The sequence below is a fragment of the Paraburkholderia sp. BCC1876 genome, assembly GCF_902833695.1.
GTDB lineage: Bacteria > Pseudomonadota > Gammaproteobacteria > Burkholderiales > Burkholderiaceae > Paraburkholderia.
The window spans coordinates 64379-89487 of sequence record NZ_CADFGI010000014.1; the positions used below are offsets into that span (position 1 = coordinate 64379).

30 protein-coding genes are annotated in these 25109 nt (G+C 63.5%); 9 read left to right on the forward strand and 21 right to left on the reverse strand.

Annotated elements, in window-relative coordinates:
- Positions 1–6 precede the first annotated feature (6 nt).
- Positions 7–1467, forward strand: a complete 1461-nt coding sequence (locus HWY05_RS33530) for a cytochrome c (protein ID WP_176061049.1) — start codon at positions 7–9, stop codon at positions 1465–1467.
- 145 nt (positions 1468–1612) lie between these two features.
- Complete coding sequence (locus HWY05_RS33535; protein ID WP_176061050.1) at positions 1613–2350, forward strand: metallophosphoesterase; 738 nt, start codon at positions 1613–1615, stop codon at positions 2348–2350.
- Between the two features lie 75 nt (positions 2351–2425).
- Here HWY05_RS33535 and HWY05_RS33540 read toward each other — a convergent pair whose 3' ends face one another.
- Complete coding sequence (locus HWY05_RS33540; protein WP_176061051.1) at positions 2426–3127, reverse strand: RES family NAD+ phosphorylase; 702 nt, start codon at positions 3125–3127, stop codon at positions 2426–2428.
- Complete coding sequence (locus tag HWY05_RS33545; RefSeq protein WP_035561093.1) at positions 3124–3561, reverse strand: MbcA/ParS/Xre antitoxin family protein; 438 nt, start codon at positions 3559–3561, stop codon at positions 3124–3126. Before HWY05_RS33545 ends, HWY05_RS33540 begins: the two co-directional genes overlap by 4 nt.
- 113 nt (positions 3562–3674) lie before the next feature.
- Here HWY05_RS33545 and HWY05_RS33550 point away from each other — a divergent pair, with 113 nt between their 5' ends.
- Positions 3675–4361: a hypothetical protein gene (locus tag HWY05_RS33550; RefSeq protein ID WP_176061052.1), complete on the forward strand. Its 687-nt coding sequence runs from the start codon at positions 3675–3677 to the stop codon at positions 4359–4361.
- 8 nt (positions 4362–4369) lie between these two features.
- Here HWY05_RS33550 and HWY05_RS33555 read toward each other — a convergent pair whose 3' ends face one another.
- The 4 genes from HWY05_RS33555 to HWY05_RS33570 form a co-directional block, all read right to left on the reverse strand.
- Positions 4370–5293, reverse strand: coding sequence for an HTH-type transcriptional regulator ArgP (locus HWY05_RS33555; RefSeq protein WP_051981117.1), 924 nt, complete (start codon positions 5291–5293; stop codon positions 4370–4372).
- A 147-nt stretch (positions 5294–5440) separates the two neighbouring features.
- A complete protein-coding gene (locus tag HWY05_RS33560) occupies positions 5441–5842 on the reverse strand; it encodes a DUF2442 domain-containing protein (RefSeq protein WP_176061053.1) in 402 nt (133 codons plus the stop codon).
- Entirely contained in the window at positions 5839–6081 is a 243-nt protein-coding gene (locus tag HWY05_RS33565; protein WP_176061130.1) for a DUF4160 domain-containing protein, read from the reverse strand. The genes HWY05_RS33560 and HWY05_RS33565 overlap by 4 nt, the downstream gene beginning before the upstream one ends.
- A gap of 57 nt (positions 6082–6138) precedes the next feature.
- Positions 6139–6990: a LysR substrate-binding domain-containing protein gene (locus tag HWY05_RS33570; protein ID WP_176061054.1), complete on the reverse strand. Its 852-nt coding sequence runs from the start codon at positions 6988–6990 to the stop codon at positions 6139–6141.
- 100 nt (positions 6991–7090) lie between these two features.
- Between HWY05_RS33570 and HWY05_RS33575 the strand changes: the two genes are divergently transcribed.
- Positions 7091–7474: a tautomerase family protein gene (locus tag HWY05_RS33575; RefSeq protein WP_176061055.1), complete on the forward strand. Its 384-nt coding sequence runs from the start codon at positions 7091–7093 to the stop codon at positions 7472–7474.
- A 140-nt stretch (positions 7475–7614) separates the two neighbouring features.
- Here the strand turns inward: HWY05_RS33575 and HWY05_RS33580 are convergent, their stop codons facing one another.
- Entirely contained in the window at positions 7615–8409 is a 795-nt protein-coding gene (locus HWY05_RS33580) for an SDR family oxidoreductase (RefSeq protein WP_035561103.1), read from the reverse strand.
- A 218-nt stretch (positions 8410–8627) separates the two neighbouring features.
- On the opposite strand from HWY05_RS33580, the gene HWY05_RS33585 reads away from it, so the two are divergent.
- Positions 8628–9464, forward strand: coding sequence for a TOBE domain-containing protein (locus HWY05_RS33585; protein ID WP_176061056.1), 837 nt, complete (start codon positions 8628–8630; stop codon positions 9462–9464).
- 33 nt (positions 9465–9497) lie between these two features.
- On the opposite strand, the gene HWY05_RS33590 is transcribed toward HWY05_RS33585, so the two are convergent.
- From HWY05_RS33590 to HWY05_RS33605, 4 genes are all read right to left on the reverse strand, one after another.
- Entirely contained in the window at positions 9498–10199 is a 702-nt protein-coding gene (locus tag HWY05_RS33590) for an ATP-binding cassette domain-containing protein (protein ID WP_176061057.1), read from the reverse strand.
- A gap of 1 nt (position 10200) precedes the next feature.
- Positions 10201–10875: a molybdate ABC transporter permease subunit gene (gene modB / locus HWY05_RS33595; protein WP_035561113.1), complete on the reverse strand. Its 675-nt coding sequence runs from the start codon at positions 10873–10875 to the stop codon at positions 10201–10203.
- Between the two features lie 30 nt (positions 10876–10905).
- Complete coding sequence (modA, locus tag HWY05_RS33600) at positions 10906–11679, reverse strand: molybdate ABC transporter substrate-binding protein (RefSeq protein ID WP_176061058.1); 774 nt, start codon at positions 11677–11679, stop codon at positions 10906–10908.
- A 138-nt stretch (positions 11680–11817) separates the two neighbouring features.
- The gene (locus HWY05_RS33605; RefSeq protein WP_176061059.1) at positions 11818–12519 is read right to left on the reverse strand and encodes a phosphatase PAP2 family protein; all 702 of its coding nucleotides are present in this window, start codon (positions 12517–12519) and stop codon (positions 11818–11820) included.
- Between the two features lie 366 nt (positions 12520–12885).
- On the opposite strand from HWY05_RS33605, the gene HWY05_RS33610 reads away from it, so the two are divergent.
- Positions 12886–14079 carry a PHB depolymerase family esterase gene (locus HWY05_RS33610; RefSeq protein WP_176061060.1) on the forward strand — a complete coding sequence of 398 codons (1194 nt, stop codon included), beginning with the start codon at positions 12886–12888 and terminating at the stop codon, positions 14077–14079.
- A 106-nt stretch (positions 14080–14185) separates the two neighbouring features.
- Entirely contained in the window at positions 14186–14362 is a 177-nt protein-coding gene (locus HWY05_RS33615; RefSeq protein ID WP_081936309.1) for a DUF3563 family protein, read from the forward strand.
- Positions 14363–14458: 96 nt separating this feature from the next.
- On the opposite strand, the gene HWY05_RS33620 is transcribed toward HWY05_RS33615, so the two are convergent.
- From HWY05_RS33620 to HWY05_RS33650, 7 genes are all read right to left on the reverse strand, one after another.
- Positions 14459–14917 carry a TspO/MBR family protein gene (locus HWY05_RS33620; protein ID WP_035561122.1) on the reverse strand — a complete coding sequence of 153 codons (459 nt, stop codon included), beginning with the start codon at positions 14915–14917 and terminating at the stop codon, positions 14459–14461.
- A gap of 57 nt (positions 14918–14974) precedes the next feature.
- Positions 14975–16474, reverse strand: a complete 1500-nt coding sequence (locus tag HWY05_RS33625; protein WP_176061061.1) for a deoxyribodipyrimidine photo-lyase — start codon at positions 16472–16474, stop codon at positions 14975–14977.
- A 234-nt stretch (positions 16475–16708) separates the two neighbouring features.
- Positions 16709–17128: an organic hydroperoxide resistance protein gene (locus HWY05_RS33630; RefSeq protein ID WP_035561127.1), complete on the reverse strand. Its 420-nt coding sequence runs from the start codon at positions 17126–17128 to the stop codon at positions 16709–16711.
- 169 nt (positions 17129–17297) lie between these two features.
- Positions 17298–17750: a MarR family transcriptional regulator gene (locus HWY05_RS33635; protein WP_035561131.1), complete on the reverse strand. Its 453-nt coding sequence runs from the start codon at positions 17748–17750 to the stop codon at positions 17298–17300.
- A 160-nt stretch (positions 17751–17910) separates the two neighbouring features.
- Positions 17911–18717 carry a BPSS1780 family membrane protein gene (locus tag HWY05_RS33640; RefSeq protein ID WP_176061062.1) on the reverse strand — a complete coding sequence of 269 codons (807 nt, stop codon included), beginning with the start codon at positions 18715–18717 and terminating at the stop codon, positions 17911–17913.
- On the reverse strand, positions 18708–19703 hold the full coding sequence (locus tag HWY05_RS33645; protein ID WP_176061063.1) for a homoserine kinase: 996 nt from the start codon (positions 19701–19703) through the stop codon (positions 18708–18710). The genes HWY05_RS33640 and HWY05_RS33645 overlap by 10 nt, the downstream gene beginning before the upstream one ends.
- A 302-nt stretch (positions 19704–20005) precedes the next feature.
- A complete protein-coding gene (locus HWY05_RS33650; protein WP_035561139.1) occupies positions 20006–20401 on the reverse strand; it encodes a hypothetical protein in 396 nt (131 codons plus the stop codon).
- 200 nt (positions 20402–20601) lie between these two features.
- Here HWY05_RS33650 and HWY05_RS33655 point away from each other — a divergent pair, with 200 nt between their 5' ends.
- The gene (locus tag HWY05_RS33655; RefSeq protein ID WP_176061064.1) at positions 20602–22128 is read left to right on the forward strand and encodes an AMP nucleosidase; all 1527 of its coding nucleotides are present in this window, start codon (positions 20602–20604) and stop codon (positions 22126–22128) included.
- A 34-nt stretch (positions 22129–22162) separates the two neighbouring features.
- Here the strand turns inward: HWY05_RS33655 and HWY05_RS33660 are convergent, their stop codons facing one another.
- Together HWY05_RS33660 and HWY05_RS33665 are read right to left on the reverse strand one after the other, a co-directional pair.
- Positions 22163–22693 (reverse strand): chromate transporter, encoded by a 531-nt coding sequence (locus HWY05_RS33660; protein ID WP_035561141.1) that lies wholly within the window; start codon positions 22691–22693, stop codon positions 22163–22165.
- The gene (locus tag HWY05_RS33665) at positions 22690–23259 is read right to left on the reverse strand and encodes a chromate transporter (protein ID WP_105510597.1); all 570 of its coding nucleotides are present in this window, start codon (positions 23257–23259) and stop codon (positions 22690–22692) included. Before HWY05_RS33665 ends, HWY05_RS33660 begins: the two co-directional genes overlap by 4 nt.
- 97 nt (positions 23260–23356) lie before the next feature.
- Here HWY05_RS33665 and HWY05_RS33670 point away from each other — a divergent pair, with 97 nt between their 5' ends.
- Positions 23357–24274: a transcriptional regulator GcvA gene (locus tag HWY05_RS33670; RefSeq protein ID WP_176061065.1), complete on the forward strand. Its 918-nt coding sequence runs from the start codon at positions 23357–23359 to the stop codon at positions 24272–24274.
- 91 nt (positions 24275–24365) lie between these two features.
- Here the strand turns inward: HWY05_RS33670 and HWY05_RS33675 are convergent, their stop codons facing one another.
- Positions 24366–25109 (reverse strand): TIGR00730 family Rossman fold protein, encoded by a 744-nt coding sequence (locus tag HWY05_RS33675; RefSeq protein WP_035561148.1) that lies wholly within the window; start codon positions 25107–25109, stop codon positions 24366–24368.

Sequence of the window (25109 nt, forward strand, 5' to 3'; positions counted from 1 at the left end):
GCCACCATGACGAAGAACCTCTCTCGCGGGCAGCCGGCTCAGGCGCTCGTGCAGCACAAACGGCGGCGTTTCCGGGTCGCGACGCTAGCGGCGGCGTTCTCGCTGTTCGCGCTGTATGTGGCGTGGTACGAAGCGCATGGGCCCAACGCGCGGCATAACGACGAATTGCCGATCATGCAGGCGCATGCTGACGACGCGTCGCAAGCGCCCGGCAGTGCGCCCGGTGGTGCGGCCAACGGTGTGGCCAACAGCGCGCCCACGCCCGCCGCAGCAGCCGGTAGCAGCGATCTGGTGAAACGCGGCGAATACCTCGCGCGCGCCGGCGATTGCGTCGCGTGTCACACGGCGGACAAAGCCCGTCCGTTTGCGGGCGGCCTGCCGATCAACACGCCGTTCGGCACCATCGTGACGCCCAACATCACGCCCGATCCGGACACCGGCATCGGCCAATGGAGCGACGCCGATTTTCTGCGCGCGATGCATGAAGGTATCGGCAAGAGCGGCGAGCGGCTTTATCCCGCGTTCCCTTATGCGGAATACACCAAGGTCACCGATCAGGACGTGCTGGCGATTCGCGCGTATCTGAACACGCTCACGCCGATCCACTACGCGCCGCCGAGCAACAGCCTGAAATTTCCCTTCAACCAGCGCTGGTTGATGGTGTTCTGGAACATGTTCAATTTCACCGAGGGGCGTTTCGTCCCCGATCCGAAGCAAAGCGCCGAGTGGAATCGCGGCGCGTATCTGGTGGAAGGTCTCGCGCATTGCGAGGAGTGCCATACGCCGCGTAATTTCACCCAGGGTTTGAAGACGAGTTCGCGCTTCTCCGGCGCGCTGCAGGCCGGCTGGCATGCGTACAACATCACGCCGGACAAGAACAGCGGCGTGGGCAACTGGAGCGACGACGAGCTCGTTTCGTATCTGTCGACCGGCGCGGCGCCGGGACGCGCCAACGCGGCCGGCCCGATGGCCGAAGTGGTGACCGACAGCACGCAATATCTGACGCGTGAAGACCTCGGGTCGATCGTCGCGTATTTGCACTCCGTGCCGCCGATCAGCGGCGGCGAAGCGCGTCCGCGCGACCAGTGGGGCAATCCCGCCAACGACGTCACGGCAATGCGCGGCACCACGGTCAACGCGGTGAACGGCGCGCAACTGTTCGTGGCCAATTGCGCGACCTGTCATAGCTGGACGGGCCAAGGCGTGGGCGCGAGCGCGCCGGGGGCGTATCCGTCGCTGATCCATAACTCGGCGGTCGGCGCGAGCGACGCCAACAATCTGGCGATGGTGATCCTGCACGGCGTCAGACGGACGACGAAGCAGGCGGACGTGCTGATGCCCGCCTTCGGCACCGAACTCACCGACGATCAGGTCGCCGCCATCACCAACTATGTGACCAAACAGTTCGGCAATCCTCAGTCGACAGTGACCGTCGATCAGGTCGCCAAGCTGCGCACTCAGCAATAGCGGCCGCGCGGAGCGCGTGTTTCCGGAGAGGGCTTCCGGAAACACGCGGTTTTCGCGTCGATTTGCATCAATTTCGCCGTTCGGCGCGCCAGGATACGATGGGCAACGCGCATACGTCGCGTGTCTGTCGCATTATCATGGGCCCATGGCTTCCGTACTCGTCAACCCCGTTCAGCATCATTCGGCCAACGCGAGCGGCCGCGATTTCGTGGTCGGCGATCTGCATGGCTGCGTCGATGCATTGCGCTATCTGCTGCGCACCATCGCGTTCGATCCCGCGCGCGACCGGCTGTTCTCGGTCGGCGATCTGGTGGATCGCGGCGAGCATTCCGAACAGGCGCTGGCGCTACTCGACAAGGCGTGGTTTTTCCCCGTGCTCGGCAATCACGAAGACACGCTGTGCGGTGTTGCGGACGGTCGTATGCGGCGTCAGTGGTGGTATGGCATTGGCGGCGCGTGGGCGGCGGATTTGCCCGACGAACGCTTGCAGCACTATGCGGAGCAATTGCGGACGTTGCCGCTCGTGCGGGTGGTGGGCAGCGGCAAGGAGCGCTTCAATATTCTGCATGCCGAATTCTTCGGCTCGGACGCTGAACTCGATGCAGGGAATTTTTCCGCCGACACCCGTCAGCAGTTGCTGTGGGGTCGCGGCCTCGCTTTGGGCAATAGCGATCCCGGCCGTCAACGCGGTCTTTCGCTGACGTATTGCGGCCACACGCCGATGCGCGATATCCAGCAGATCGGCTCGCAGGTGTTCATCGACACCGGCGCGTTCGGGCCGAGCGGCAAGCTGACGATCGTGGAGCCGCAGGCATTGCGCCGCTGGTCGGTCTCGACCGAAGATGCGCGTGCCGATGGCGCGGCGGCGTTGGCGTTGCCTTGACGCAGTTTGCTCGGCGTTCGCTGACGCTTTTTACGCGCGCCTTAGGGCATCTTTTGCGATTCAACCGTCAGCGTATCAACCCACCTGGTTGAGTTCGAACACCATATCCACGCTCGTGCCGTTCCAGTTGTATTCCAGATACGCGGCGTGATGACAGGCGCGCAGCAGTGTCGTTTTGAACCCGGCGAGACATTCGCCGTCCGGGTCTCGCACCGATGGATACGCAATGCCCGGCGCCCCCGCTTCGCGCACCGCGCGACCGAGCGATTGCCCCGCCAGATAATCGTGCGGCGACAGCACCGCGAGATCCAGCGACGCATCGCCGCGAATATCCACCACGTTGCCTTGCGCGATAACCGTGTAGAGACGCATTTGCTGGCGCATGGGCGCCTCGGCGGTGGCCTCCAGAAATTTGCCCGTGTGATACCGCGTTTCGGCGATCGCGGTGGCGCGCGAGCGGGCGCAATAAAACACGCCGTAGCTGCCGTCCGAAAAGCGACTGCCTAGCGGATTCAGATGCGTCAACGCGGCCATGATCGGTCCGTAGCCGGGCCCGAATTGGCGCTCTTCGTACGGCACCAGATCGAGATCGCCGACCTCGGTGCGCAGACGGTCATTGGTCATCGCCTCGAGCGCGTACAACGCGTCGAAATCTTGCGGCGATGCCACCCGGTCGAACAGATTGACGGCCGGAAAGCGCGTGGGAATCACCCGATAGGCGGGCGACCAGTCGAGCCGCGCCGTGCGCCAGCGGTCCTGCCATTGCGGTTGTGTCACGCCCAGCCGCCTCGCATTGCGTCGAGATACTGGCGTACGGCCACGAGATCGCTGATGTTGCCGGCCAGCATGCGGTCTAGCGCGCGACGGCCGCCGAATGGCGGCGCGCTGTTGGGGCGCTTGATCCAGGAGTCCGCGGCGCCGGCTTGCGGCAGCAGGATTTGCAGCGCCTTGTAGATGCCGAGCAGCAGCGACAGGCGTTCGAGCGTATCGCGCCCGACGCGCGCCGTTTCAGGCGCCGCTTTCCATTTGAAGAAGGTGGAGCGGCCAGGTGAGCCGAGCAGCACGATCTGCTCCTCGGCGCTCAAGTCCCAGTCGCGTGCGATGTTGAAGAAAGCGCGCAAACCCGCCGCGGACATTTCCGTTAACGAGGGGGCCGAAGCGGGCCGTCGAATCGGCGCGTCGGGCTGGGAGGCACGGGCGGCGTGAGCCATGAGCGGGCAAGTCCTTTTATGTACTTAAGATAGATAGTAGTCTAGATGTGGATTTTTGCAAGGGAATATAATCCCGGGCTCATTGGGCAGCGGCAGATCAGGAGAAGCAGGAGATGTGGGTTCGAGTAGTAGCAGCGGCGCTGGCCGTGTGGTGTGTGTCGGGTGCGGCGATGGCTGCGGGTTATGCGGAAACGTGGAATCCGCCGGAAGCGACGGGGCATGCGGCCAAACAGGCCGGGAAGACGAAGAAGGTTGGGAAGGTTAAGGCTTCGGGCGGTTCGAAGGCGGGTTCAAAAGCGGGGGCGAAGGTTGCCTCGTCGAAGACGGCGTCAAAAACCGCTTCCAGGCATACGGCGAGCGGTCAGCACGGGGCGCAGCGTGTGGCGTCGGCGTCGGTGACGGGCAAAGGTGGCAAGCCAGCGACGCGTGGCGCGGTAAAGAAAGTGACGGCCAGGAATGGGAGTGCAAAAGGAACCGTCAAAGCGCTGGGCACTGCAGGCAGCAAGCCCAGGAAGCCGAAAGCGGCCGTGATGGCGCAGGGTAAGAAGCCGCATGCGCAACTGGTGACGGCGAAATCGGGGCAGGGCAAGGTCACATACGCCAACCTGGTTCAAGGACATGCGACGCGTCCGCACGCGGCCAAGGTTGCGGCGAAATCGGCTGCAACGAAACCGGCAGTAGCTCAAGCCAATGCGCCGGCTCAAAACGCAAACGTTAGCGCCAGTCCGGCGGCGATGGCCGCCACGTCCAGCAATCCGGCGACCGCCGGTAGCGGCTCGTTGCCGCCAATTCTTCACTGAGCTCGATTTCAGCCGGCGCGTTTGCGTTTGGCCTTGGTCTCGGGCGGCCCCAACGCTGTGCGGCCTAGTTCCACGATCCGCGCCGACAGCTTTTCCAGACGCGGTGATTGCACCTTCCACGCGTGCCAGTACAACTCGACGTCGGTGGGCTGTTTCGGCGCGAGGTCGACCAGCTCGCCGCGCGCCACGGCGTCGCCGAATTCCAGCTCCGGCACCATTCCATACGCGAGGCCGCGCTGGATCGCCATGTAACGCGGGACCGGCGCGGGCACGTAATGGCACGGATACGCCTCCGGCGGCAGGCCGAGGCGCGTCTCGAGAAAGCGCGCCTGCAACGCGTCCTTGCGTGAGGACAGGATCACCGGCGCGCGCCGCGCGCTGTCACGCGTCAATCCATTCGGAAACCAGCGTTCGACAAACGCCGCCGATGCCACCATCCGGTAGCGCATCGCTCCGAGCCGTTCGGCGAAGCAGCCGCGCATCGGCGCGGGTTCAGTGGTGATGCAGCCGATCGCAAGACCCGACGCGAGCAGCGCATGCGTGTGGTCCTGATCGTCGACGGTTAGGTCCAGCAGCACGTTTTCCTGCAGCAGGATGTCCGAGAGAGCGGGGAAAAACCACGTGGATAAAGTGTCCGCGTTGACGGCGGCGGCGACGCTCAGCAGCGCCTCGTTGGCGCCGGCCAGATCGCTGGCGAAGTCGTCTTCGAGCAGCGCGGCGCGCCGCAGATATTGCAGCAGGCGCTGGCCCATCTGCGTGGCGCGACATGGTCGCGTGCGCACGATCAGCGGATTGCCGATGCGCGTTTCGAGCGCCCGCACCCGCTGCGATACCGCCGACGACGTGAGATTCAGCCGCACGGCGGCCTGCTCGAAACTGCCGGTTTCGATGACCGCGCGCACGGCGGCGGTTTGTCGGGGGTCGAGGTCCACGAAATGCCCTTTTATAAGAGGTGACGCCGAACGGCGCGACGGGCTGCTCCACGAACGGACGCGAAGCCGCGCGACGGCTCGGTCCAGCCGCTCGGCGCCGCGGTTGAATGCATCGCGCGTCTAACGATCGCTTCGGACGATCTCAAGTCAAGCCGCTTTGCGCGGCCGACCGCCTTTCTTGCCGTTTTCGCGTGCTGCCGCCGACTTCGCTTCGGACTTGACGCTGCCACCGCTGCGGCCGATATCGCGCATCCATGCTTTCGAGCCGAATACGCCGTCGATCAAACCGTGCACCGACACCACGACGTCGAGCGCCGGAAATACGAGCGCAGAGCCGAGGCCGAAGATTTCTATCTCGCGTAGATCTGCGGGCGCTGCGTTGTGCAAACCTTCGATGAAAGCGACCGGGACGAGCAGAGAAATGCCGTTGGTCAGTGTGATGTCGAGACGTTTGGTACGTGGCTTATATTTCGCGCCGAGCGCGGCGGGACGCCGGGCGGTTGCGGCGCCACGTTCCTGAGCAAGCCGCCATTCTTCGCTGCTGTTCATGAGTGGATTCCTTTCCATGCGGAGCACAGGAACGGCACCATTTCGTTAATGCGTTTTGCCAGTCGGCGCGCTTCGCGTTCTGAATACCCTCGAGCTTCGCGGATCGACACCGGGCCCTCGGGACAATTCAAGATAAAGATAATCTCACCATCCGGACCGAGAACATGAACATGTGGCGGAGCGTGATCGTGAGGGTAAATCACCACGACCAGCCCGTCGATCCGGGCAATGATGGGCATGTTCACGATTATATACCGTAGCCGCTTGGGTTTTTACGATAACCCGTGCGAATGCGCTCAAGCGCTCGCTAACCCATGCGTCACCAGCCGCAACGTCTCCACCGAGCGCTGATCCCGCACCCGCGAGTGCAGCGTCACCCGCGACTCCGGCAGCAGTGGCAAACCCAGCCGCTCGCCGACATCGACCAGACCGCGCGGCGCAACCCGGCGTGCGAGCGGCGACACCGCCAGTCCCGCCGCGACCGCCGCGCCGACCGCCGCGACTCCGCCACCGACGAACACCTCCTGCCACGCGATCCCCGCCTCCGCCAGCGCGCGCAGCGCCACTTCGCGCACGTTGCACGGCGGGCTGAGCAAGGCCAGCGCCAACGGCTCGCCGACGCGCGGCAGCCATTCCGGCGTGGCCAGCCAGCCGAGCGGTTCGCTGAAAAGCACCTGCGTATCGTCGCGCGGCGGCTCGTCCGGACCATAACGGACGATCACCGCGTCGAGCCGGCGTTCGTCGAATTGCGCGAGCAGCGCGGTCGACGTCCCCATATGCAGTTCCACCACCAGTCCCGGATCCTGCGCATTGAGCCTGCCGAGCAACTGCGGCAACTCGGGCCCCGCGACATGCTCGCTCAGCCCCAGCACCAACCGGCGACGTTCCACCGACAGCGAACCCAGCGCCCGTTCATGCGCGTTCAACAGGTCGCGTGCCGCGCCGAGAAACGCGTTGCCGTCGCCAGAAAGGCGCACCACGCGAGGCGTGCGCTCCAGCAACTGCTTGCCCAGATGCGCTTCCAGCCGCTTCAGCTTGAGGCTCACGGCCGATTGCGTGGTGCCGAGCGCATCCGCCGCGCGCGTGAAGCTGCGCAGATCGGCGACCAGAACGAATGCGCGGACCGCGTCGAGATCAAGTACTTTCATTTCAAATGAATATAGATGAAATCATCAATGATGTCTGTTTATTATGACTGAGCGCGCCTAAGCTGTGTTTACCCAATCACTGCAACCGAGGAGATTCATCATGCCGCTCACACGAATTGCATTGCGCGCCGGCAAGCCGGCTGAATACCGGAAGGCGCTGACGCAGAGCATCCAGCGCTCGCTGGTGGAGACCTGCAACGTGCCGAAGGACGACATTTTCATGTTGATCACCGAGCACGACGCCGACAATTTTGTGTACGACAACCAGTATCTGAACGTCGAGCGCAGCGACGATCTGGTGATCGTTCAGATTACGTTCAACAACACGCGAACGATCGAGCAGAAAAAGGCGCTGTACAAGCGCATGGCGGATGAACTGGCGGAGTCGCCGGGGCTGCGACGGGAAGATGTGTTCATCAATCTCGTCGAGGTGCTGAAGGAGAATTGGTCGTTCGGCAACGGGATCGCGCAGTACGCGCTTTAAGCGTTGCGCGCCGCGGAGCGCGTGTCGTAGCGGGAAGCTTCGCGACGCGAAACGGACGGTAGGGTCGATTCGGCTCGCTTTATGGAACCGTGTTCGACCCTACCGCCCGTTCGTTGTTTAGACGCGAAAAAGCGCCGCCGTTAAGCAATCGTATCGATGACCCCACCGTCCACACGCAGCGCCGCGCCGGTGGTCGCCGAAGCCTGCGGCGAGCACACGTACACGACCATGTTGGCCACTTCCTCGGTGCTGGCCGCGCGTTGGATGATCGAACTGCTGCGGTGCGCGCGCACGAATTCGGTGGCGACCTGTTCGACGGTTTTGCCTTGCTCGCGCGCGGTGTCTTCCACCATCGAACGGAATCCGTCCGACAGCGTCGGTCCGGGCAGCACGGAGTTCACCGTCACGCCGCTGCCGGCCGCCTGCTTGGCGATGCCGCGCGCAATGCTCAGTTGCGCGGTCTTCGAGAAGCCATAGGCCAGCATATCCGGCGGAATGTTCAACCCCGATTCCGACGAGATGAAGACTACGCGCCCCCATTTACGCTCCATCATGCCCTTCAGATAGTGCCGCGTGAGTCGCACGCCGGACATCACGTTGACTTCGAAGTAGCGCGCCCAATCGTCGTCTGGCGTGGAGAAAATGTCGCCGGGTCCGAAAACGCCGAGGTTGTTCACCAGAATGTCCGCCTGCGGCACGGCTTTCGCCAGCGCGTCGCTGCCGGCCTGACTGGAGAGGTCGCCGGCAAAGCCTTGCAACTGCGCGTGCGGCGCCGTCTTGAGAATGGCTTCGATGGCGCGGTCCACGGCGTCCTGCTTGCGTCCGTTGACGACCGTCCGCGCGCCCGCCGCGGCGATGCCGGTGGCGATAGCCAGGCCGATCCCCGCAGTGGAAGCGCTGACGATAGCGGTCTTGCCCGATAGATCGATGTTCACTGTGTGCTCCTTGTCGACGTTGCAACGCGTGAGCCGGAAGTGGCCGCGCAGGAAATAGGAAGAACGGTGCCCGAGGCATCGAGCAGAAAGTATTCCACGGTTCCGTTTTCGAGGCCGGCTGCGTGCCAGGCTGGCGGACGGTGGTGCGCGGTGGCGTCGTTATAATGATTCGCTGTCCTTGTTGCTGTCCTTTTCGCTCTCCACCACCGTTCCTCGCCATGACAACCGACCACTCCGATCCTTCCCACGAGCCCCTCGAACTCGGCGGTTCCGTCTGGTTTCAGGCGGGCGCGCAAACGCTCGGCGGCGCGTCGCGGATCGCGCTGCTCGCGGCGATCGGCGAAACCGGTTCGATCACCAGCGCGGCGAAAGCCGTCGGCATGAGCTACAAGGGCGCGTGGGACGCTATCGACACGATGAACAACCTCGCCGGCGAGCCGCTCGTCGTGCGTCTGACCGGCGGCAAGGGCGGCGGCGGCACCACGCTCACGCCGCGCGCCGTGAAGCTGATCGAGACGTTTCGCGCGGTCGAGCGCGAGCATCGGCGCTTTCTGGAGCGGGCCGGCGCGGCGATTGAAGGATTCGCCACGGATTGGGATCTGATCGGCCGCATCGGCGTGAAAACGAGCGCGCGCAATCAGCTTTACGGCACGGTGTCGGCGGTGACGCGCGGCACCGTCAACGACGAAGTGGCGCTGGCATTGGCCGGCGGGCACGAAATCGTCGCCGTGGTCACGCATGAAAGTACGGAGACGTTGGGGCTTGCGGTGGGTTCGGCCGCGTTCGCGCTGATCAAGGCGTCGTGGGTCGTGCTGCTGGTCGAGCGCGACAGCGGCGCGCCGCTCAAGCTGTCGGCGCGCAATCAGTTGCGCGGCACGGTGCTGAGTGTGAAACGCGGGGCGGTGAGCGCCGAGGTGTCGCTCGGGTTGGAAGGCGGCGCGGTGATCACGGCGGTGGTGACCAATGAGAGCGTCGACACGTTGGGCCTGGCGGAAGGTTCGGTTGCTGTCGCGGCGTTCAAGGCGTCGAGCGTGATACTTGGGGTGAAGGACTGAACTGGCGGGCAGTGCGACGGCGTTTGCTCGGATTCAAGGCTCGCTGCGCGCGTACCCCGCGAACGCCTGATGCTCGCGCACGCAGCCGTCGCTGACTTGCACGACCTGATCGCCGAATGCGGCGACGTCGTCCGGATCGTGCGTGATCAACACCATCGGAATATCGAGCCGCGTTTGCAGGTCGGATAACTCGCGCCGCATACGCTGACGCAGCGCGCTATCCAGCGCGGAAAACGGCTCGTCCAGCAGCAACAACCGCGGTTGCGCGACGAGCGCACGCGCCAGTGCGACCCGCTGCTTTTGTCCACCGGAAAGCTGCGCCGGATGATTCCCGGCAACACTCTTCAATTCCAACGCATCAAGCCAGTAATCGACCTGCGGATGCGCGAGCCGCGCGCGCGGATTGAGCCAACCCTGCTGCAAACCGAAACCGATGTTCTGCCGCACGTTGAGATGCGGAAACAGCGCGTAGTCCTGAAACAGATACGCGATCTCGCGCGCCTGCGGTTTCAGATCGATGCCGCGCGCGCTGTCGAACAGCGCGTCGCCATGCAGCGTGATCGCGCCCTCGTCCGGGTGCAGCAGGCCGGCAATCGCCTGCAACGTCAGACTCTTGCCCGCGCCGGACGGCCCGAACAGCACGACGCGCGGCGTGGTCGCCTGGAATGCGACGTCGAGCGTAAAACGGCGCTCGGCGCTCTGGAATGTCTTGCGGATGTCGACGGCGAGCGGCATGTCAGCGGGACGTCAACAGGGTGTGCTGCGGCACGAGACGCCCCGCCAGCAACAGGATCACGACGCACGTCACCGAAGTCACGAGCACGAGGAAATTCGCGGTGCTGTCGTCGCCGGCTTGCACCGCCGAATAGACCGCCACCGACAACGTCTGCGTGCGGCCCGGCAAGTTGCCCGCGATCATCAGCGTCGCGCCGAATTCGCCGAGCGCGCGGGCGAACGCCAGCAGCCCGCCCGCCAGAATGCCGCGCGACGCCAGCGGCAAGGTCACGCGAAAGAACACGGCGGTCTCGCTGACGCCGAGCGTGCGCGCGGCTCGTTCGAGTTGCGGATCGACGGCTTCAAACGCGGCGCGCGCCGATTTCAGCACGAGCGGAAATGCCACGACGGTCGACGCGATCACCGCGCCTTGCCAGGTGAACACCAACTGGATATCGAAACGATCGAGCCAACTGCCGATCACGCCGCGCCGCCCGAGCAGCACGAGCAGGTAGTAGCCAAGCACGGTGGGCGGCATCACGAGCGGCAGCGTCAGCAGCGAGTCGACCAGGTCGCGCGCGCCGGAACGCCAGCGCGACAGGCCGAAGCCCGCCGCGACGCCGAACACCAGATTGAGCGCGGTGGCCCAGCCCGCTACTTTGAGCGACAGCAAGAGCGGAATCCAGGCCTGTTGCATGGGCGTGCGATGCCTCGGTGATTTCGTTGATCAGTGCGCGGGCCTGAAGCCGTACTTCGCGAGCACGGCCTGGCCGGCTGGCGACAGCACGAAGCTGATGAAGGCTTGCGCGTCTGCCGCGTGACGGCTGCCTTCGACTTGCGCGATCGGATAGGTGATCGGCGTTTGCGTCGGCACGTTCAGCGCGACCTTGACCTTGTCCGGCATGACGGCGGCGTCGGTGCTGAAGACGAAGCCGGCGTCGACTTCGCCGCGCGACACGTAGTCGAGACTTTGACGCACGTTAGCTGCGAGCACGGCCTTCGCGCTGACGGCGTCCCACACGCCGGCAGCCTGCAGCGCGCCTTGCGCATAACGGCCGATCGGCACGGACGCAGGATCGCCATACGCGACACGTTTCACGTTCGCCGATGCCAGATCGTTGATGGCGGTCGGCGCGAAGTGGCTGTCCGTCGGCACGATCAGCACCAGCGAATTCGCGGCGAAGTCTTTGCGCGTGGCCGGCACGATCACTTTTTCGGCGGCGGCCTTGTCCATGGCTTTCTGATCCGCGGAGGCGAACACGTCGGCGGGCGCGCCCTTGGCGATCTGCTGCATCAGCACGTCGGAGGCGCCGAAGTTGAGCAGGACCTTGGTGCCGGGATGCCGCTGCTCGAACACGTCGCTGACGGCCTTGAACGCGTTGGTCAGGCTGGCGGCGGCGGAGACCACCAGTTCATCGGCGCGCGCATTGACGCTGACGACCAGAGAGAAGGCGCTGGCGATGAGCAGCGCGTGTTTCAGAAAGCGGCGGGACAGGGTCATGGAGGCTTGGGCGTCCGGCGCAGACCGGAGCGGCAGGTTAAAACGCTATCGTAATATATGAAAGGTTATAACGGTAACCATGACGATTATTCAACGGTGCGCATAACCGGATGCGTGATGCGGCAACGGGCCGGCGTGTTAAACGTGGGATGAACGCGGCGGCGTGAGGGTATTGAGCGTTTGCGACAGCGGCGTAGTGGCCGGGCGGACATCGCGCACGGCCCGCCACTTGGCGCGGATGAACGGCCGCTCATGGCCGGACACCTTCAACGCGATATGTGTGACCCAACGTTGCGTGGGCACATGGACGCCGTGCATCAGCAGCGCGAGGACCATCAGACTCGCGGTGACGGGCAGCGCCGACAGACGGCCGGGTTCGGCATGCCACGCCATACGCACGAACAGCAGCGCGGCGAGCGCGCCGACCAGACAGCCGGTAATGGCTTCGGAGGGCGAGTGAGCGCTCAGCACGACGCGCGACAAGCCCACCGCGATACCGGCGGCCAGGCCGAGCAACACGCCGAGCAAACGGATGGCCGGCCGCGACGGCAGCAGCATCAGGAACAGCGCGACCGGGTAGACCGCGGTGGACAGCATGGCGTGACCGCTGACGCCGGTGAAGTCCAGTTCGCGCACGCCCACGCCCCAGCCGAGGAAGGCCAGCTTGGTCACGGTCGTCACGCCGATGGCCGCACCCAGCACCAGCAGCCAGCTCGCTGCCATGCGCCACGAGTAGCCGACGGCCAACCACAGCGCGATGGCGAACGCGAGCGGCAGCGTCATGCCGGCGCCGCCGAGGCTGGTAATCGCGTACCACAGATGAACGGGTAAATCGGGCATGGCAAGAAGCGCGACCCAGGCCGCGTAGAATCGGTTGGTATTGAATGGTTAACGCGCGAACGGCACGAATCGCCGACCTGGCGCTGCCTCACACGTCAAAGAATTAACCGCCAGTATAGACGGGTGCTGCGGGGCGGTCCCGCCGCGCGCGACGCTTTCCGGCGCTGGACGTTGGCTGGCGAACAAGCCCTGACGCGGTTTGACGCCGAGTTCGCGACAAGGTTCGCCGGGCGGAAATTTCGCGGATTGAACGTGGTCCATGCCTCCAGCATCGCGTGAGGAATGGTGTTATTGTGCATTGCACAACGAAACACTATTCCCGTTCTATCGGACGGATCCTGTCCCTTTTTGCGAGGTTATCCGCCGATGGCAAAAAGTCTATCGAAGATCTGGCTGCGCGGTCTCAAGCGATTGCTGGCCATTCAGGCCGAGCCCCTTCACAAAGCTGCCAAACGCACGCCCGCACGGCCGACCCGGGCCGCCACGAGCAAGGCTTCGGCGAAGGTTCGTCCGCTCAAGGCCGCCGCGGTGCGCGCGCCGGCAAAGCGGGAGACGTCGCGACCTGCCGCGCGGGAATCGCGGGTGCGGCCGCGCGCTTCGGCGTGGGCGAGCGGTGCATGGACGCGCTCGTTCCATTCGGCGCCCGCCGCGCCTGGACGGCTGGTCAACCATCTTCAGTACGGCTTGTACATTCCGTCGGGGCATGCGCTCGAATCCATGCCGCTGGTCGTGATGCTGCACGGCTGCACCCAGTCGATCGATGAATTCGCCGAGGGCACGCGCATGAACGTGCTCGCCGACCGCTTCGGCTTTGCCGTGGTGTATCCCGAACAGTCGAAGCATGTGCATTCGCATCGCTGCTGGCATTGGTACGACGCCAGCGAAAGCGCCGGCGGGGCGGAGGCGCGCGCCGTGGTGTCGTTGGTGGATGCGTTGATCGTGCAGCATGGTTTCGACAGCGAACGGGTGTATGTCGCGGGTATTTCGGCCGGAGCAGGGCTGACCGCGTTGCTGGCGCTCAATTATCCGGAGCATTTCGCGGCCGTGGCGCTGCATTCCGGCCCCGCTTTCGGCGAAGCCCGCTCAGGTATCGCCGCCATGGATGTGATGCGGCGCGGCGCGCGGGGTGAACCGGCCGAGCTGGTCGATGCGCTGGTCGACGTGGCGAACTATCCCGGCATGCCGGCGATTATCGTTCACGGCGATGCCGACCATGTGGTGTCGCCCATCAATGCGGACCAACTGGCGGAGCAGTTCCTCCGCCTGAACCGTATCGTCGACGCGAACGGCGCGCGCAAATCCGGCGAAGTGCGCGAAGAACGCAAAGGCGGCGTCGTGATGCGCGACTACATTCGCAGCGGACGGCGGGTGGTGCGGCTGTGTCGTGTGCAAGGGCTTGCTCATGCGTGGAGCGGCGGCGACGACGTTATCCCGTTTCATTCCGCCAAAGGCCCTGATGCCAGCGCCATGGTGTGGGAATTTTTCAAGCATCAGCGCCGCGTGGGCGCCGGCCGATCGGCGGAAAGCCCTGTCGCAGCGATGTCCGCTGGTGTGCGGTGACGTTGGATCAACATTTTTGAAATGAGTGGCGCGGCTTTAGGGTTTTCCCTATAATAGGGGTTATCCCTTAGGCGTTAACGCCTAACACTCATTGTCGAGGTTGACCATGTACCTGCTTAGCCGCCTGTTCCTGTTTCTGACCAAATCGCCCGATCAACTCGCGAAAGAACGCGCCGACGCTTTCCTCGCCGAAGCCACCGATCTGTACGATCTGGAATTCCGTATGCGCAAGCTGGATCGCGAAGCGAATCCGCGTCAGCCGTCGTGGATGAGCCAGCACTAAGCTGCGCAAAGTTGAAGCATCGGCGGGAATTGAAACGCCGGTGTTCGGGGTAAGCGCCCCAGTTGTTACGTGCACTCAGCCAAGCCGAGACACACGCTACACGGCCGGATTCAATTGCCACAACGCGTGATTTAACACCGCGGCGAACGCCACCCAAGCTACATAAGGCACGAGCAGTCCGCCTGCCCAGCGATCTCGTCGCCAGAACGCGAATGTCAGCACGGCGATCAAGACCAGCAGTATCGCGATATCGATCAGCGCCATGTCCGGTCGGTGCAGGCCGAAGAAGAGCCACATCCATGCTGCGTTGAACAGCAGTTGAACGGCCCATAAGACGATCGCGGCGCTCAGCCCATCGCGTTTCCACACGCGCCACGCGGCAATCGCCATGAGCACATAAAGCACGGACCACGCCGGCGGAAACACCCAGTTCGGCGGATTGAACGCAGGCTTTTGCAGCGCTGCGTACCAGGCGTCGGGTAGAAACTGGCTCGCGACTAATGCGGCGGCCAGCGTCAACAGCAAAAATACGATCAGCGACGGCAGACGACGCATTCCGATTGCCTCCATGTCAGGCATTTTCAATTCAGTCCCAATGATGTAAGCGGGCACTCACTTGCCGAAACGAGCCAGCGTACGCGCTCGCGCTTCCGCGTGATCGACGATCGGCGCGGGATAATCTTCGCCCAATACCACCCCGAATTCCGCCAGCCGTTCTGTGCCAGCTAGCCACGGTGCATGAATCCATTTGGGCGGCAGCTTCGCCAGTTCCGGTAAATAGCGTTTGATGAAACGCCCCTCGGCGTCGAATTTTTCGGACTGCGTGATCGGGTTGAAGATCCGGAAGTACGGTTGGGCATCGCATCCCGTCGACGCCGCCCACTGCCAGCCGCCGTTATTCGCCGAAAAATCGAAGTCGTTCAGTTGCTCGGCGAAATAACGCTCGCCGAGCCGCCAGTCCACGCCCAGATCCTTCACCAGAAAACTCGCCGTCACCATCCGCAAGCGGTTGTGCATGTAGCCGGTGCGGTTCAGTTGCAGCATTGCGGCATCGACCAGCGGATAACCGGTGCGGCCGTCGCACCATGCGGCGAATGCCTCGTCCGCTTCCGGACCCTGCTCCCAGCGCAGGCGCTCGTACTCTTCTTTGAACGACGCGCCGCTCGCCAGCCGCGGGTGATGCGCCAGGATCATGAAGTAGAAATCCCGCCAGATCAGTTCCGATAACCACGTGGCCGAGCCTTGGCTGTCGGGTTGCAGCGACATCTCGTGGGCGAGGCGCGCGAGCGTGCGAATCGAGACGGTGCCGAAGCGCAGATGCATCGACAGATAGCTTGGGCCCTTGGACGCGGGAAAGTCGCGCCGATCGGCGTAGCTGTCGATGCGGGTCATGAAATCGTCAAGGAGCTGCTGCGCGCCGCTCACGCCGGTGGGCAGCGCCAGTTCCGCGAGATTGCTCGGCGCGAAACCAAGCTGCTTGAGTGTCGGCAATTGCCGATCCAGCGCAGCCGGCGGCGTGGCCAGATGTTCCGCGTAGGTTTCCACCGGATACGGCTTCAGATCGAACGCCGTCAATTGCTTGAGCCACGCGTTCTTGTACGGCGTGAACACGGTGAACGGCTTCTTCTGGCCAGTCAGCACCTCGTCGCGCTCAAAGATCACCTGGTCCTTGAAGGTCAGCGATTGGCGTCCGGCGTCGGCGAGACGTTCCTGCACCGTTTCGTCGCGCGCGATCGCCACAGGCTCGTAGTCGTGATTCGCGAACACCGCGTCCACGCCGAGCTGGTCGGCAAGCTTCGGCACCAGGTCGGTCGGATCGCCGTACAGCACGATCAGGCCGCCACCTTCTGCGCGCAGCGCCTCGTCCAGTTCGCCCAGCGCCGCCAGAATGAACTCGATGCGGCGGTCCTGCACAGGCGTATCCGGATGACGCGCCTGCCAGGCGTCGATTAGCGGCTGAAGGATGGTCGTGTCGAACACGAACACGCACCACACGCGCTCACAATGTTTGAGCGCGTAGTAAAGCGCGGCGTTGTCCGTGCCGCGCAGGTCGCGGCGGAACCAGACCAGACCGGTTTCGAAGGAGTCGTTCAGTCGTCGGACGCGTGTCATCGGGTGCGGAAAGAGTCGGGTGAAGGTTGTGGTGGCTGGCGTCCAAAGCGCGGTATGGGGCGCCAGCGCCAGCACCAGCGCATTAAGGGATCGGATTGTCGTCGCACATTGCGTGCCGCGTCCAGAAACGACAAAACGCCCGCCCCTATTGTGCCGGGAGCGGGCGCCGTTTGCGGCGGCGCGGTTTGCCGCGCCATATCGCGTGATGCTTCAGCAATTCACCGAGGTCGCAGCTTACGCGACTTGCAGGCGAACCGCGACGTTGTTGCGCGTGGCGTTCGAGTACGGGCAAACCTGGTGAGCGGCGTCGACCAGTTCCTTCGCGGCGGCTGCTTCGAGACCCGGCAGCGAGACCCGCAGTTCGATGTCGAGTGCGAAACCGCCCTGGTCGTTCGGGCCGATACCGACTTCCGCGGTGACTTGTGTGTCAGCCGGCAGAGTCTGCTTGTGCTGACCGGCGACGAACTTCATCGCGCTCAGGAAACACGCCGAGTAGCCGGCGGCAAACAGTTGTTCCGGATTCGTGCCCGCTGTACCGTTGCCGCCCAGTTCGCGCGGCGCCGCCAGCTTAACGTCCAATGCGTTGTCCGCCGATACGGCGCGACCGTCGCGGCCACCGGTGCTCGTTGCGCTGGTCTTGTACAGAATGTTCATGGTGCTGCTCCTTTGTCTCGGTTGTCAGGATCTGCATGGTTGCCGCCGTTTGCCCGCCGTTCTGGCGAAGCGCTTTGGAAGCGGCATGTGACTAAGATAGTACACTAATCATTAGTGTGCAAATTAAATTTCACATGGCACTGATGGCCGACCCGATGTGCCAGGCGGGCTAGTGGTCCATGTAATCGTTGAGGGTAGCCCGCAAACGTGTCAAATCGTCGCGCAGACGCAGCAGGAATTCCGGCGTCTGCTGGGTCGCGCAGAAAATTTCGGCGGGCACTTCGCGCGCCTGGCGCTTCAGCGCGATGCCGGCTTTGGTCAGGCGGATGTACACCAGTCGTTCATCGTCGACGCCGCGTACCCGCTCCAGCAGGCCTTGCGACTCGAGACGCTTGAGCAGCGGCGTGACCGTCGCGGAATCGAGATTCAGGCGCGCGGCCATGTCCTTGACCGTGACGTCGTCGCTCTCCCACAGCGCCAGCATGGCCAGGTATTGCGGATAGGTGAGCCCTAGCTTGTCGAGCAGCGGCTTGTAGGCTTTCGTCATGGCAAGCGAAGTCGAATAGAGCGCAAAGCAAAGTTGCTCGTCGAGCGTGAAGGGCAAAGCGGGGCGCTGGGTCATGATGCATCTCGTCTGGAATAGCGCACAAATAGATTGCGCACAAACTATTGTGCCGCAAATCACTGTGGGTTGACGAGTGTTGGGGAACGACGGGGGAACGGAAGGAAGGGCGGGCGCCAGAACGGCGCCCGCGTCTGAACAGCTTTCAGTCAGGCTTGAATCAAGCCGCCGGCGTGGTCGGCAGATCCGGCGTTTCGGGCGTTTGCACGCCGAAACAGCCGCGGTACGTCGCGTAAAACGAGCAATACAGCATGGTCGTGACGATCATCGTGGCGGGCATGAGCACCGCGAACGCGAAGTCGGCTGCGCCCAGCGCCTGCATCAGTGCCGACAAACCGAGCGAGACTGTGGTCGCCGCAGCGAACCACAACGCGCCGAACACGATAAACGCGCCACGATTGCGCCAGCAGCTGACCACGCTGAAGAACATTGCCTTCATGGGCGGCACGTCGTGCCAGGCGGCGAGAATCGGCGAGAACCAGAAAATCATCGCCACCGGAATGTAGAGCGCAAAGGCGGCGAGGATCGCGAGCGGGATATTGCTGTTGGCGATCGCTTCCTGGTCCATGGCGGCGGCGCCGAGCATGACCTTCAGCAGCATGCCGCCGTCGGCGAGCGCCGAACCGGCCAGCACCAGCGCCATCGCGACCACATACAGCACGCCAAGCACCAGCAGCCGTTTGGCGACCACCTGACCGTACGAGTGAAAGCCATCTACCAGAATGGTCGGGAACACCGGCTTGCCCGCGATCGTATTACGGCACGCGGCCATGAAGCCGACCGCGACGCCCGGGATGAACGCCAGCGGCAATACGCCGCCGATCACCGGAATCTGCGCCACGAGCGTCATGACCAGCAGATAGGTGAAGAACAGCGTCAGGAAAGCGAGCGGGTTCTTGCGGAACAGCCAGATACCCTGCCGGAACCATACGTAGCCGGTTTTCGCGGGGACTTCGATCAGTTGCATGAGGTATGAATGCCTGGGAGTGCAACGCCGGAAAGGCGTTCGCGCAGAATGCGCTCGAAATGGCCGGGGTCGTGCGGTTTGAGTAGTTCAGCCGCGCGTGGCAAATGAAAATCATACAGGCGCGAGACCCAGAAACGGTACGCACCCGCGCGCAGCATGTCGCCCCAGTGGCGGTTTTCTTCGGCGGTGAACGGTCGCACGGTCTGATAGGCGCGCAGCATGGCCTCGGTGCGCTCGTCGTTCAGCGTGCCGGTGGCGAGGTCAACGCACCAGTCGTTGACGGCGACCGCGATGTCGAACAGCCACTTGTCGCAGCCGGCGAAATAGAAGTCGAAGAAGCCGCCGAGGCGCACCTCATGTCCCGTGTCCGGCGCGGCGTGCGCGAACATGGCGTTGTCGCGGAACAGGTCGGCGTGGCAGGGGCCTTCGGGCAGCGCGGCGTAATCGGCCGAGGCGAAGAACGCTTCCTGATGCGCCAGTTCCGACACCAGCAGGTCGCGCTGCTCGCCTTCCAGAAACGGCAGGACGGTCGGCGCGGTTTCCTGCCACCACGGCAGGCTACGCAAATTCGGCTGGTAGCGCGGATAGTCGCGGCCCGCGAGGTGCATACGCGCCATCATCTGTCCGACTTCGACGCAGTGTTCGATGCCTGGCGACAATTCCGGCGCGCCTTCCAGCTTGGTGACGATCGCCGCGGGCTTGCCGCTCAGCGTGCCGAACAGCGTGCCGTCTTCGCGCGGCAGCGGATCAGGCACGGGCACGCGATGCGCGGCCAGATGCTGCATGAGGTCGAGATAGAACGGCAGTTGGTCGGCCGTCAGCTTTTCGAAAATCGTGAGGACGTATTCGCCGCGCGTCGTCGTCAGAAAGAAATTGCTGTTCTCGATGCCGGACGAGATGCCACGCAACTCGACGACGTCGCCGAGATCGTAGTGGCACATCCATTCAGCTAGTTGGGATTCGGTGACAGCGGTGAAGACAGCCATGCGGGAAACGTCGGATCAGGTTGGTCGGGCTGGCTCGGTGCGGCCAGTGCGAGGTGTGGCAAAAGCGGTGACAAAAAACGGTGGTGAAATGGCGACAACAGCAAAGACACGAAACGCTGACGGATGCGGTGTCGAACACACGGTCCGTCAGGGCCGTCGAGCGAGCGCGGTATCACCACGCCGTATCGCTTAAGTTAAGTCCGTTCGGCAAGCGGGCTGAAAGCCCGGGAGACGTTGCGCAACGTAGGCGCATCCGGCTCGGCGGTCCGCACAGGACCGTCGCGCCGCGACGTCTCAAACCATCAATAGCTCAAATGCACGGACGGCAAACGCGTGCTGGCCTGGCCGTTGTCGCGCACCTTCGGCGATGTGTCGAGCGGCGCGCTCATCTGATAGCGCGTGCCGAGGTTCGAATGCACATTGATTTCGACGGGCTTGCCTTTGTCGCGGTATTCGGTGATTTCGGTGCCGTTGCCGCTTTTTTCGTAGAAGCTCGGTGTACGCGGGACATTGATTTCGACCTTCGAACTGACCTCGGCAGCCGGACGATTGATCTTCTCCAGGTCGGGCAAGCCGGCGCGTTCATTGGCCGACTGGGGTGCACCGGGGGCCGGAGTGTCATCGACAGGCTGGGCAGCCATCGCGGCGTTGCCAAAGGCGAGAGCCAGTGCAACGGCGACGGGAAGGAGCGGCTTCATGGTGATTCTCCAATATGGTGGCCCGATTCTAGCAAATCCAGCCAGGCCTACGGGCGCGATCGCCTTATTTTGCGCCGCTTTCGCGCGGCGCGCGCGCAATCTTGCCGGGCCTGCGGAGGCAGAGGTTGCACGTGCTGCAAGGTCATTTGGCGATCGCGGGTTCCGTGGTAATGTCGTTGCATCAATCGAGGCGAATGAAGATGAACAACGATACCAATCAACGCGCGGTGCAGACTCCCGCCAACAGCTTCCCAATCGAATCCTTCGACGACGCCACCGAGGCCGTCACCTACCTCTCGGCGATTTACGAAGCGAACACCTCGTTCCTGCGCGACGCTTTTGCGCGCTACCGCCGCAACGAATTGTTCGAACGCCGGGTGCGCGCCTGCTACCCGTTCGTACGCGTGCGGACCGAGGTCAACACGCACATCGACTCGCGTCGCTCGTATGGTTTCGTCGCGGGTCCGGGCATGTTCGAGACGACCGTGACGCGGCCGGATCTGTTCGGCGACTACTATCGCGAGCAACTGCGTTTGCTTGCCAAGAATCACCATGTGAAGATCGAAGTGGGCGTGTCGGAGCAACCGATTCCAATTCACTTTGCGTTCGCCGAGGGCATTCACCTTGAGGGCGATCTGGATCGCGAACGCCTGTTCCTGATGCGCGACGTGTTCGACGTGCCCGACCTCGCGCTGCTCGACGATCGTATCGTCAACGGCACGTATGAGCCGCTGCCGGGCGAGCCGCATCCGCTCGCGCTGTTCACGGCGGCGCGGGTGGATTTCTCGCTGCATCGGCTGAAGCACTATACGGCGACATCGCCCACGCATTGCCAGAACTACGTGCTGTACACGAACTACCAGTTCTATATCGACGAGTTCGTCAAACTCGGCCGCACGATGATGGCCCATACCGACGACGAAGAACTGCGCGCCTATCGCAGCGAATACACCTCGTTCGTCGAACCCGGTGACGTGATCACGTACAACGAGAATCTCGGCGAAGAGACGCAGGAAGGCACCCCGCCGCCGCGTCTGCCGCAGATGCCCGCGTATCACCTGAAGCGCGCGGACGGCAGCGGTATCACGATGGTCAACATCGGCGTCGGGCCGTCGAACGCGAAGACGATCACCGATCACATTGCCGTGCTGCGTCCGCATGCGTGGATCATGCTCGGCCACTGCGCGGGTCTGCGCAATACGCAGCGTCTTGGTGACTACGTGCTGGCGCACGGCTATGTGCGCGAGGATCACGTGCTCGACGACGACTTGCCGCTGTGGGTGCCGATTCCGGCGCTCGCCGAAGTGCAGGTGGCGCTGGAGCGCGCGGTCGCGCAGATCACCCAGCTGGACGGCGTCGAACTCAAGCGTGTGATGCGGACCGGCACCGTTGCGAGCGTGGATAACCGGAACTGGGAGTTGCGGGATCATCGCGAGCCGGTGCAGCGGTTATCGCAAAGCCGCGCGGTCGCGCTCGATATGGAAAGCGCGACGATCGCCGCGAACGGCTTCCGTTTCCGGGTGCCTTACGGGACCTTGCTTTGCGTTTCCGATAAGCCGCTGCACGGCGAGTTGAAGCTTCCGGGCATGGCGGATCAGTTTTATCGCGCGCAGGTCGATCAGCATCTACAGATCGGCGTGAAAGCGATGGAGCTATTGCGGATGAACGGGTTGCATCGCTTGCATAGCCGGAAGCTGCGGAGTTTTGCGGAAGTGGCGTTTCAGTAAGTCAGCCTCAGCAAGCTTCAAGCGGGTTCGGGCCTCACATCTGCCCGAACCCCGTCAACCCGATCAAACTCCCCGCCGCCAGCAGCCACAGCGGATGAATCCGCGTCTTCAGCGACAACGCCGCCGTAAACGCAGTAATCCCCCAGGCAATCGCCGTCGGATCCGAAGCCTTGGCGATCAGCACCGCGCTCGCCGCGACAATCCCGGCCGTTACCGGCACCAGTCCCAACTGCGCGTAGCTCCGCCACGGACGGTCCTTAAACCGCTCCCACGCATGCAACGCCAGTATCGTCACAATCGACGACGGCCCGAACTTCGCCACGGAAGTCACCAGCATTCCCGCCCAACCGGCCACGTGCCAGCCGACCAGCGTGACGATCATCAGATTCGGCCCCGGCGCGGCCTGCGCGAGCGCGAACAGGGCGCTGAATTCGCTGGCCGGCATCCAGTGATGCACGTCCACCACCTGGCGCTGCATCTCCGGAAGAATCGTATTGCCGCCGCCGAATGCGAGCAGCGAAAGCTGACTGAAAATGACTGCGAGGGCAATGAGCGTGTCGTTCATCGTGCGCTCCTCGACGCGATGTAGATGCTGAGCGGCGTTAGGACCAGCATGGTCGGCAGCAGCGGCAGACGCAAGATCGCAATCGCGATGAAACCGAGCACGGCAATCAGCGCGGCCAGTGGTTTCCCACGCAACGGCAGCACGATCTTCACGGCCATCGCGATCAACAACCCGGCCGCCGCCGCGGCAAGTCCCGCAAAAAGATGACGAACATGCGGGTCGTTCTGCGTATGTTCGTACAGCACACCGAGCCCGATCACCACCAGCGAAGGCCCCGCGATCAGCCCAAGCAGGCCGGCCAGCGCCCCCGGCACGCCGCGAAAGCGCATGCCCATGGCCACCGACAGATTGATGACGTTGCCGCCAGGGAGAAATTGGCACAGACCCAGCAGGTCGGTGAATTCTTCGCCGCTCAGCCAGCGGCGTTGTTCGACCAGCGCGCGCCGCGCCAACGGCAGCGCGCCGCCGAAAGAGATCAGCCCGAGGCCGAGAAAACCGCCGAAAATTTCCCGCAGCGTGGGCGTCGGCGCCAGGCCGGTCTCGGACGAGGTGAGGTCGTGATCCATATCGCTAAGCTTCCAGTTCAAGCTCAGCAGGTTAACGCTGAACTGCCGGCATGCAAAACGATTTTTCGGCTTGGCTTTGTGACTTAGAATCACAAGCATGGCCCGTAACCTTCCTCCCTTTCCGGCGCTGCGCGCCTTCGAAGCCGCGGCACGGCATGAAAGCTTCACCGCCGCGGCGAACGAATTGCATGTGACGCACGGTGCAATCAGCCGCCAGGTCGCGGCTTTCGAAACGTGGCTCGGCGTGCAGGTGTTCCACCGTCGCGGCAAACGCGTGCGTCTTACCGACGACGGTCGTCGCTATCTGTCCACCGTGCAGGCCGCGTTCGACAGCATCGCGCTCGCCACCGATCAACTGCGCGACACCGGCGTCGTGCAGGTGCTGCGCGTGAACGCGCTGCCCACCTTCGCGATGAAGTGGCTGCTGCCGCGTCTGCACCAGTTCCAGCGCAAGGTGCCGAATGTGGAACTGCGGCTATCTACGTCGAACGCACCGGTGGACGCTCTGGAGAGCTTCGACGTCGCGGTGCGGCGCGGTCCAGCACATTGGCCGAATTGCGTCAGCGGTCATTTTCTGGGCGAAAGCGAGATTCCCGTCTGCAGTCCCGCGCTGTTGCAACGCTCGCCGATCAAGGTCGCGGACGATCTCGCGCGACACGTGCTGCTGCATTCCGACACGCGGCCGGATGCGTGGAGCAACTGGTTATCGGCGGCTGGGGTGACGGTGAAATGCCGCAAGAAGCAGTCGTTCGACCACTTCTATCTGGCCTTGCAGGCCGCGGTGGATGGTCTCGGCGTGGCGCTCGGCCCGCTGCCGCTGCTCGCGGACGAGTTGGTATCGGGGCGGCTCGTGGTGCCGCTAGCCGGTCCGCGTATCGACGCGCGCGGCTACTGGTGGGTGGCGAGGCGGGAGGTTGCGCAAGCGCCGCTGGTGGCGCTGTTCTGCGAATGGCTGCAGGCGCAGGGCGATCAGACCGATATAACGGAAACGGGCAGCCTGGAGGCTGCCCGTTAGCGTTCACGAATGCATGGCATCGCGTTGTGTCGCATCAAACGGCGTTCACCTTGCACCAAAGCGCGAAGCAAACACCGAACAACCCAACGTCTTACAGATAGAACATCCGGTCTTCGTCCGACTTCGCCGGATGCGGCTCGGTCTCTTCACGGTCTTCATAAAACTTCAGCACCGCTTCGAGCACCTGGTCCGGATCGTCGATCACCTGCATCAGATCCATGTCGGCCGGATTGATCAGGCCCATGGGCGTGAGCGAATTCTTGAACCACGCTAGCAGGCCTTCCCAGAACTCGGCGCCCACCAGAATGATCGGCACGTGGCGCGACTTCTTGGTTTGAATCAGCGTGAGTACTTCGGCCAGTTCGTCCAGCGTGCCGAAGCCGCCCGGCATCACGATGACCGCGTCCGAGTTCTTCACGAACGTCACTTTGCGCGTGAAGAAATGACGGAAGCGCAGCGAGATGTCTTGCCACTGATTGCCCGATTGCTCGTGCGGCAGTTCGATGTTCAGGCCGACCGATGGCGCCTTGCCGGCATGCGCGCCCTTGTTGGCCGCTTCCATGATGCCGGGGCCGCCGCCCGAGATCACCGCGAAGCCTGCGTCCGACAGCTTGCGCGCGATTTGCGTGGCGAGTTTGTAGTAGGGAGAGTTCGGTTTCAGACGCGCTGAACCGTAGATGCTGACAGCCGGGCGAATCTCCGAGAGGTACTCGGTCGCCTCGATAAACTCTGCCATAATCGTGAACATCTGCCACGATGCGCGGGCCTTCTTAGCCGTAGCGCGCTCTTGATCTGCGAGTGATCGCAGACTCGGAATCACTTTTCTCTTAGTCAT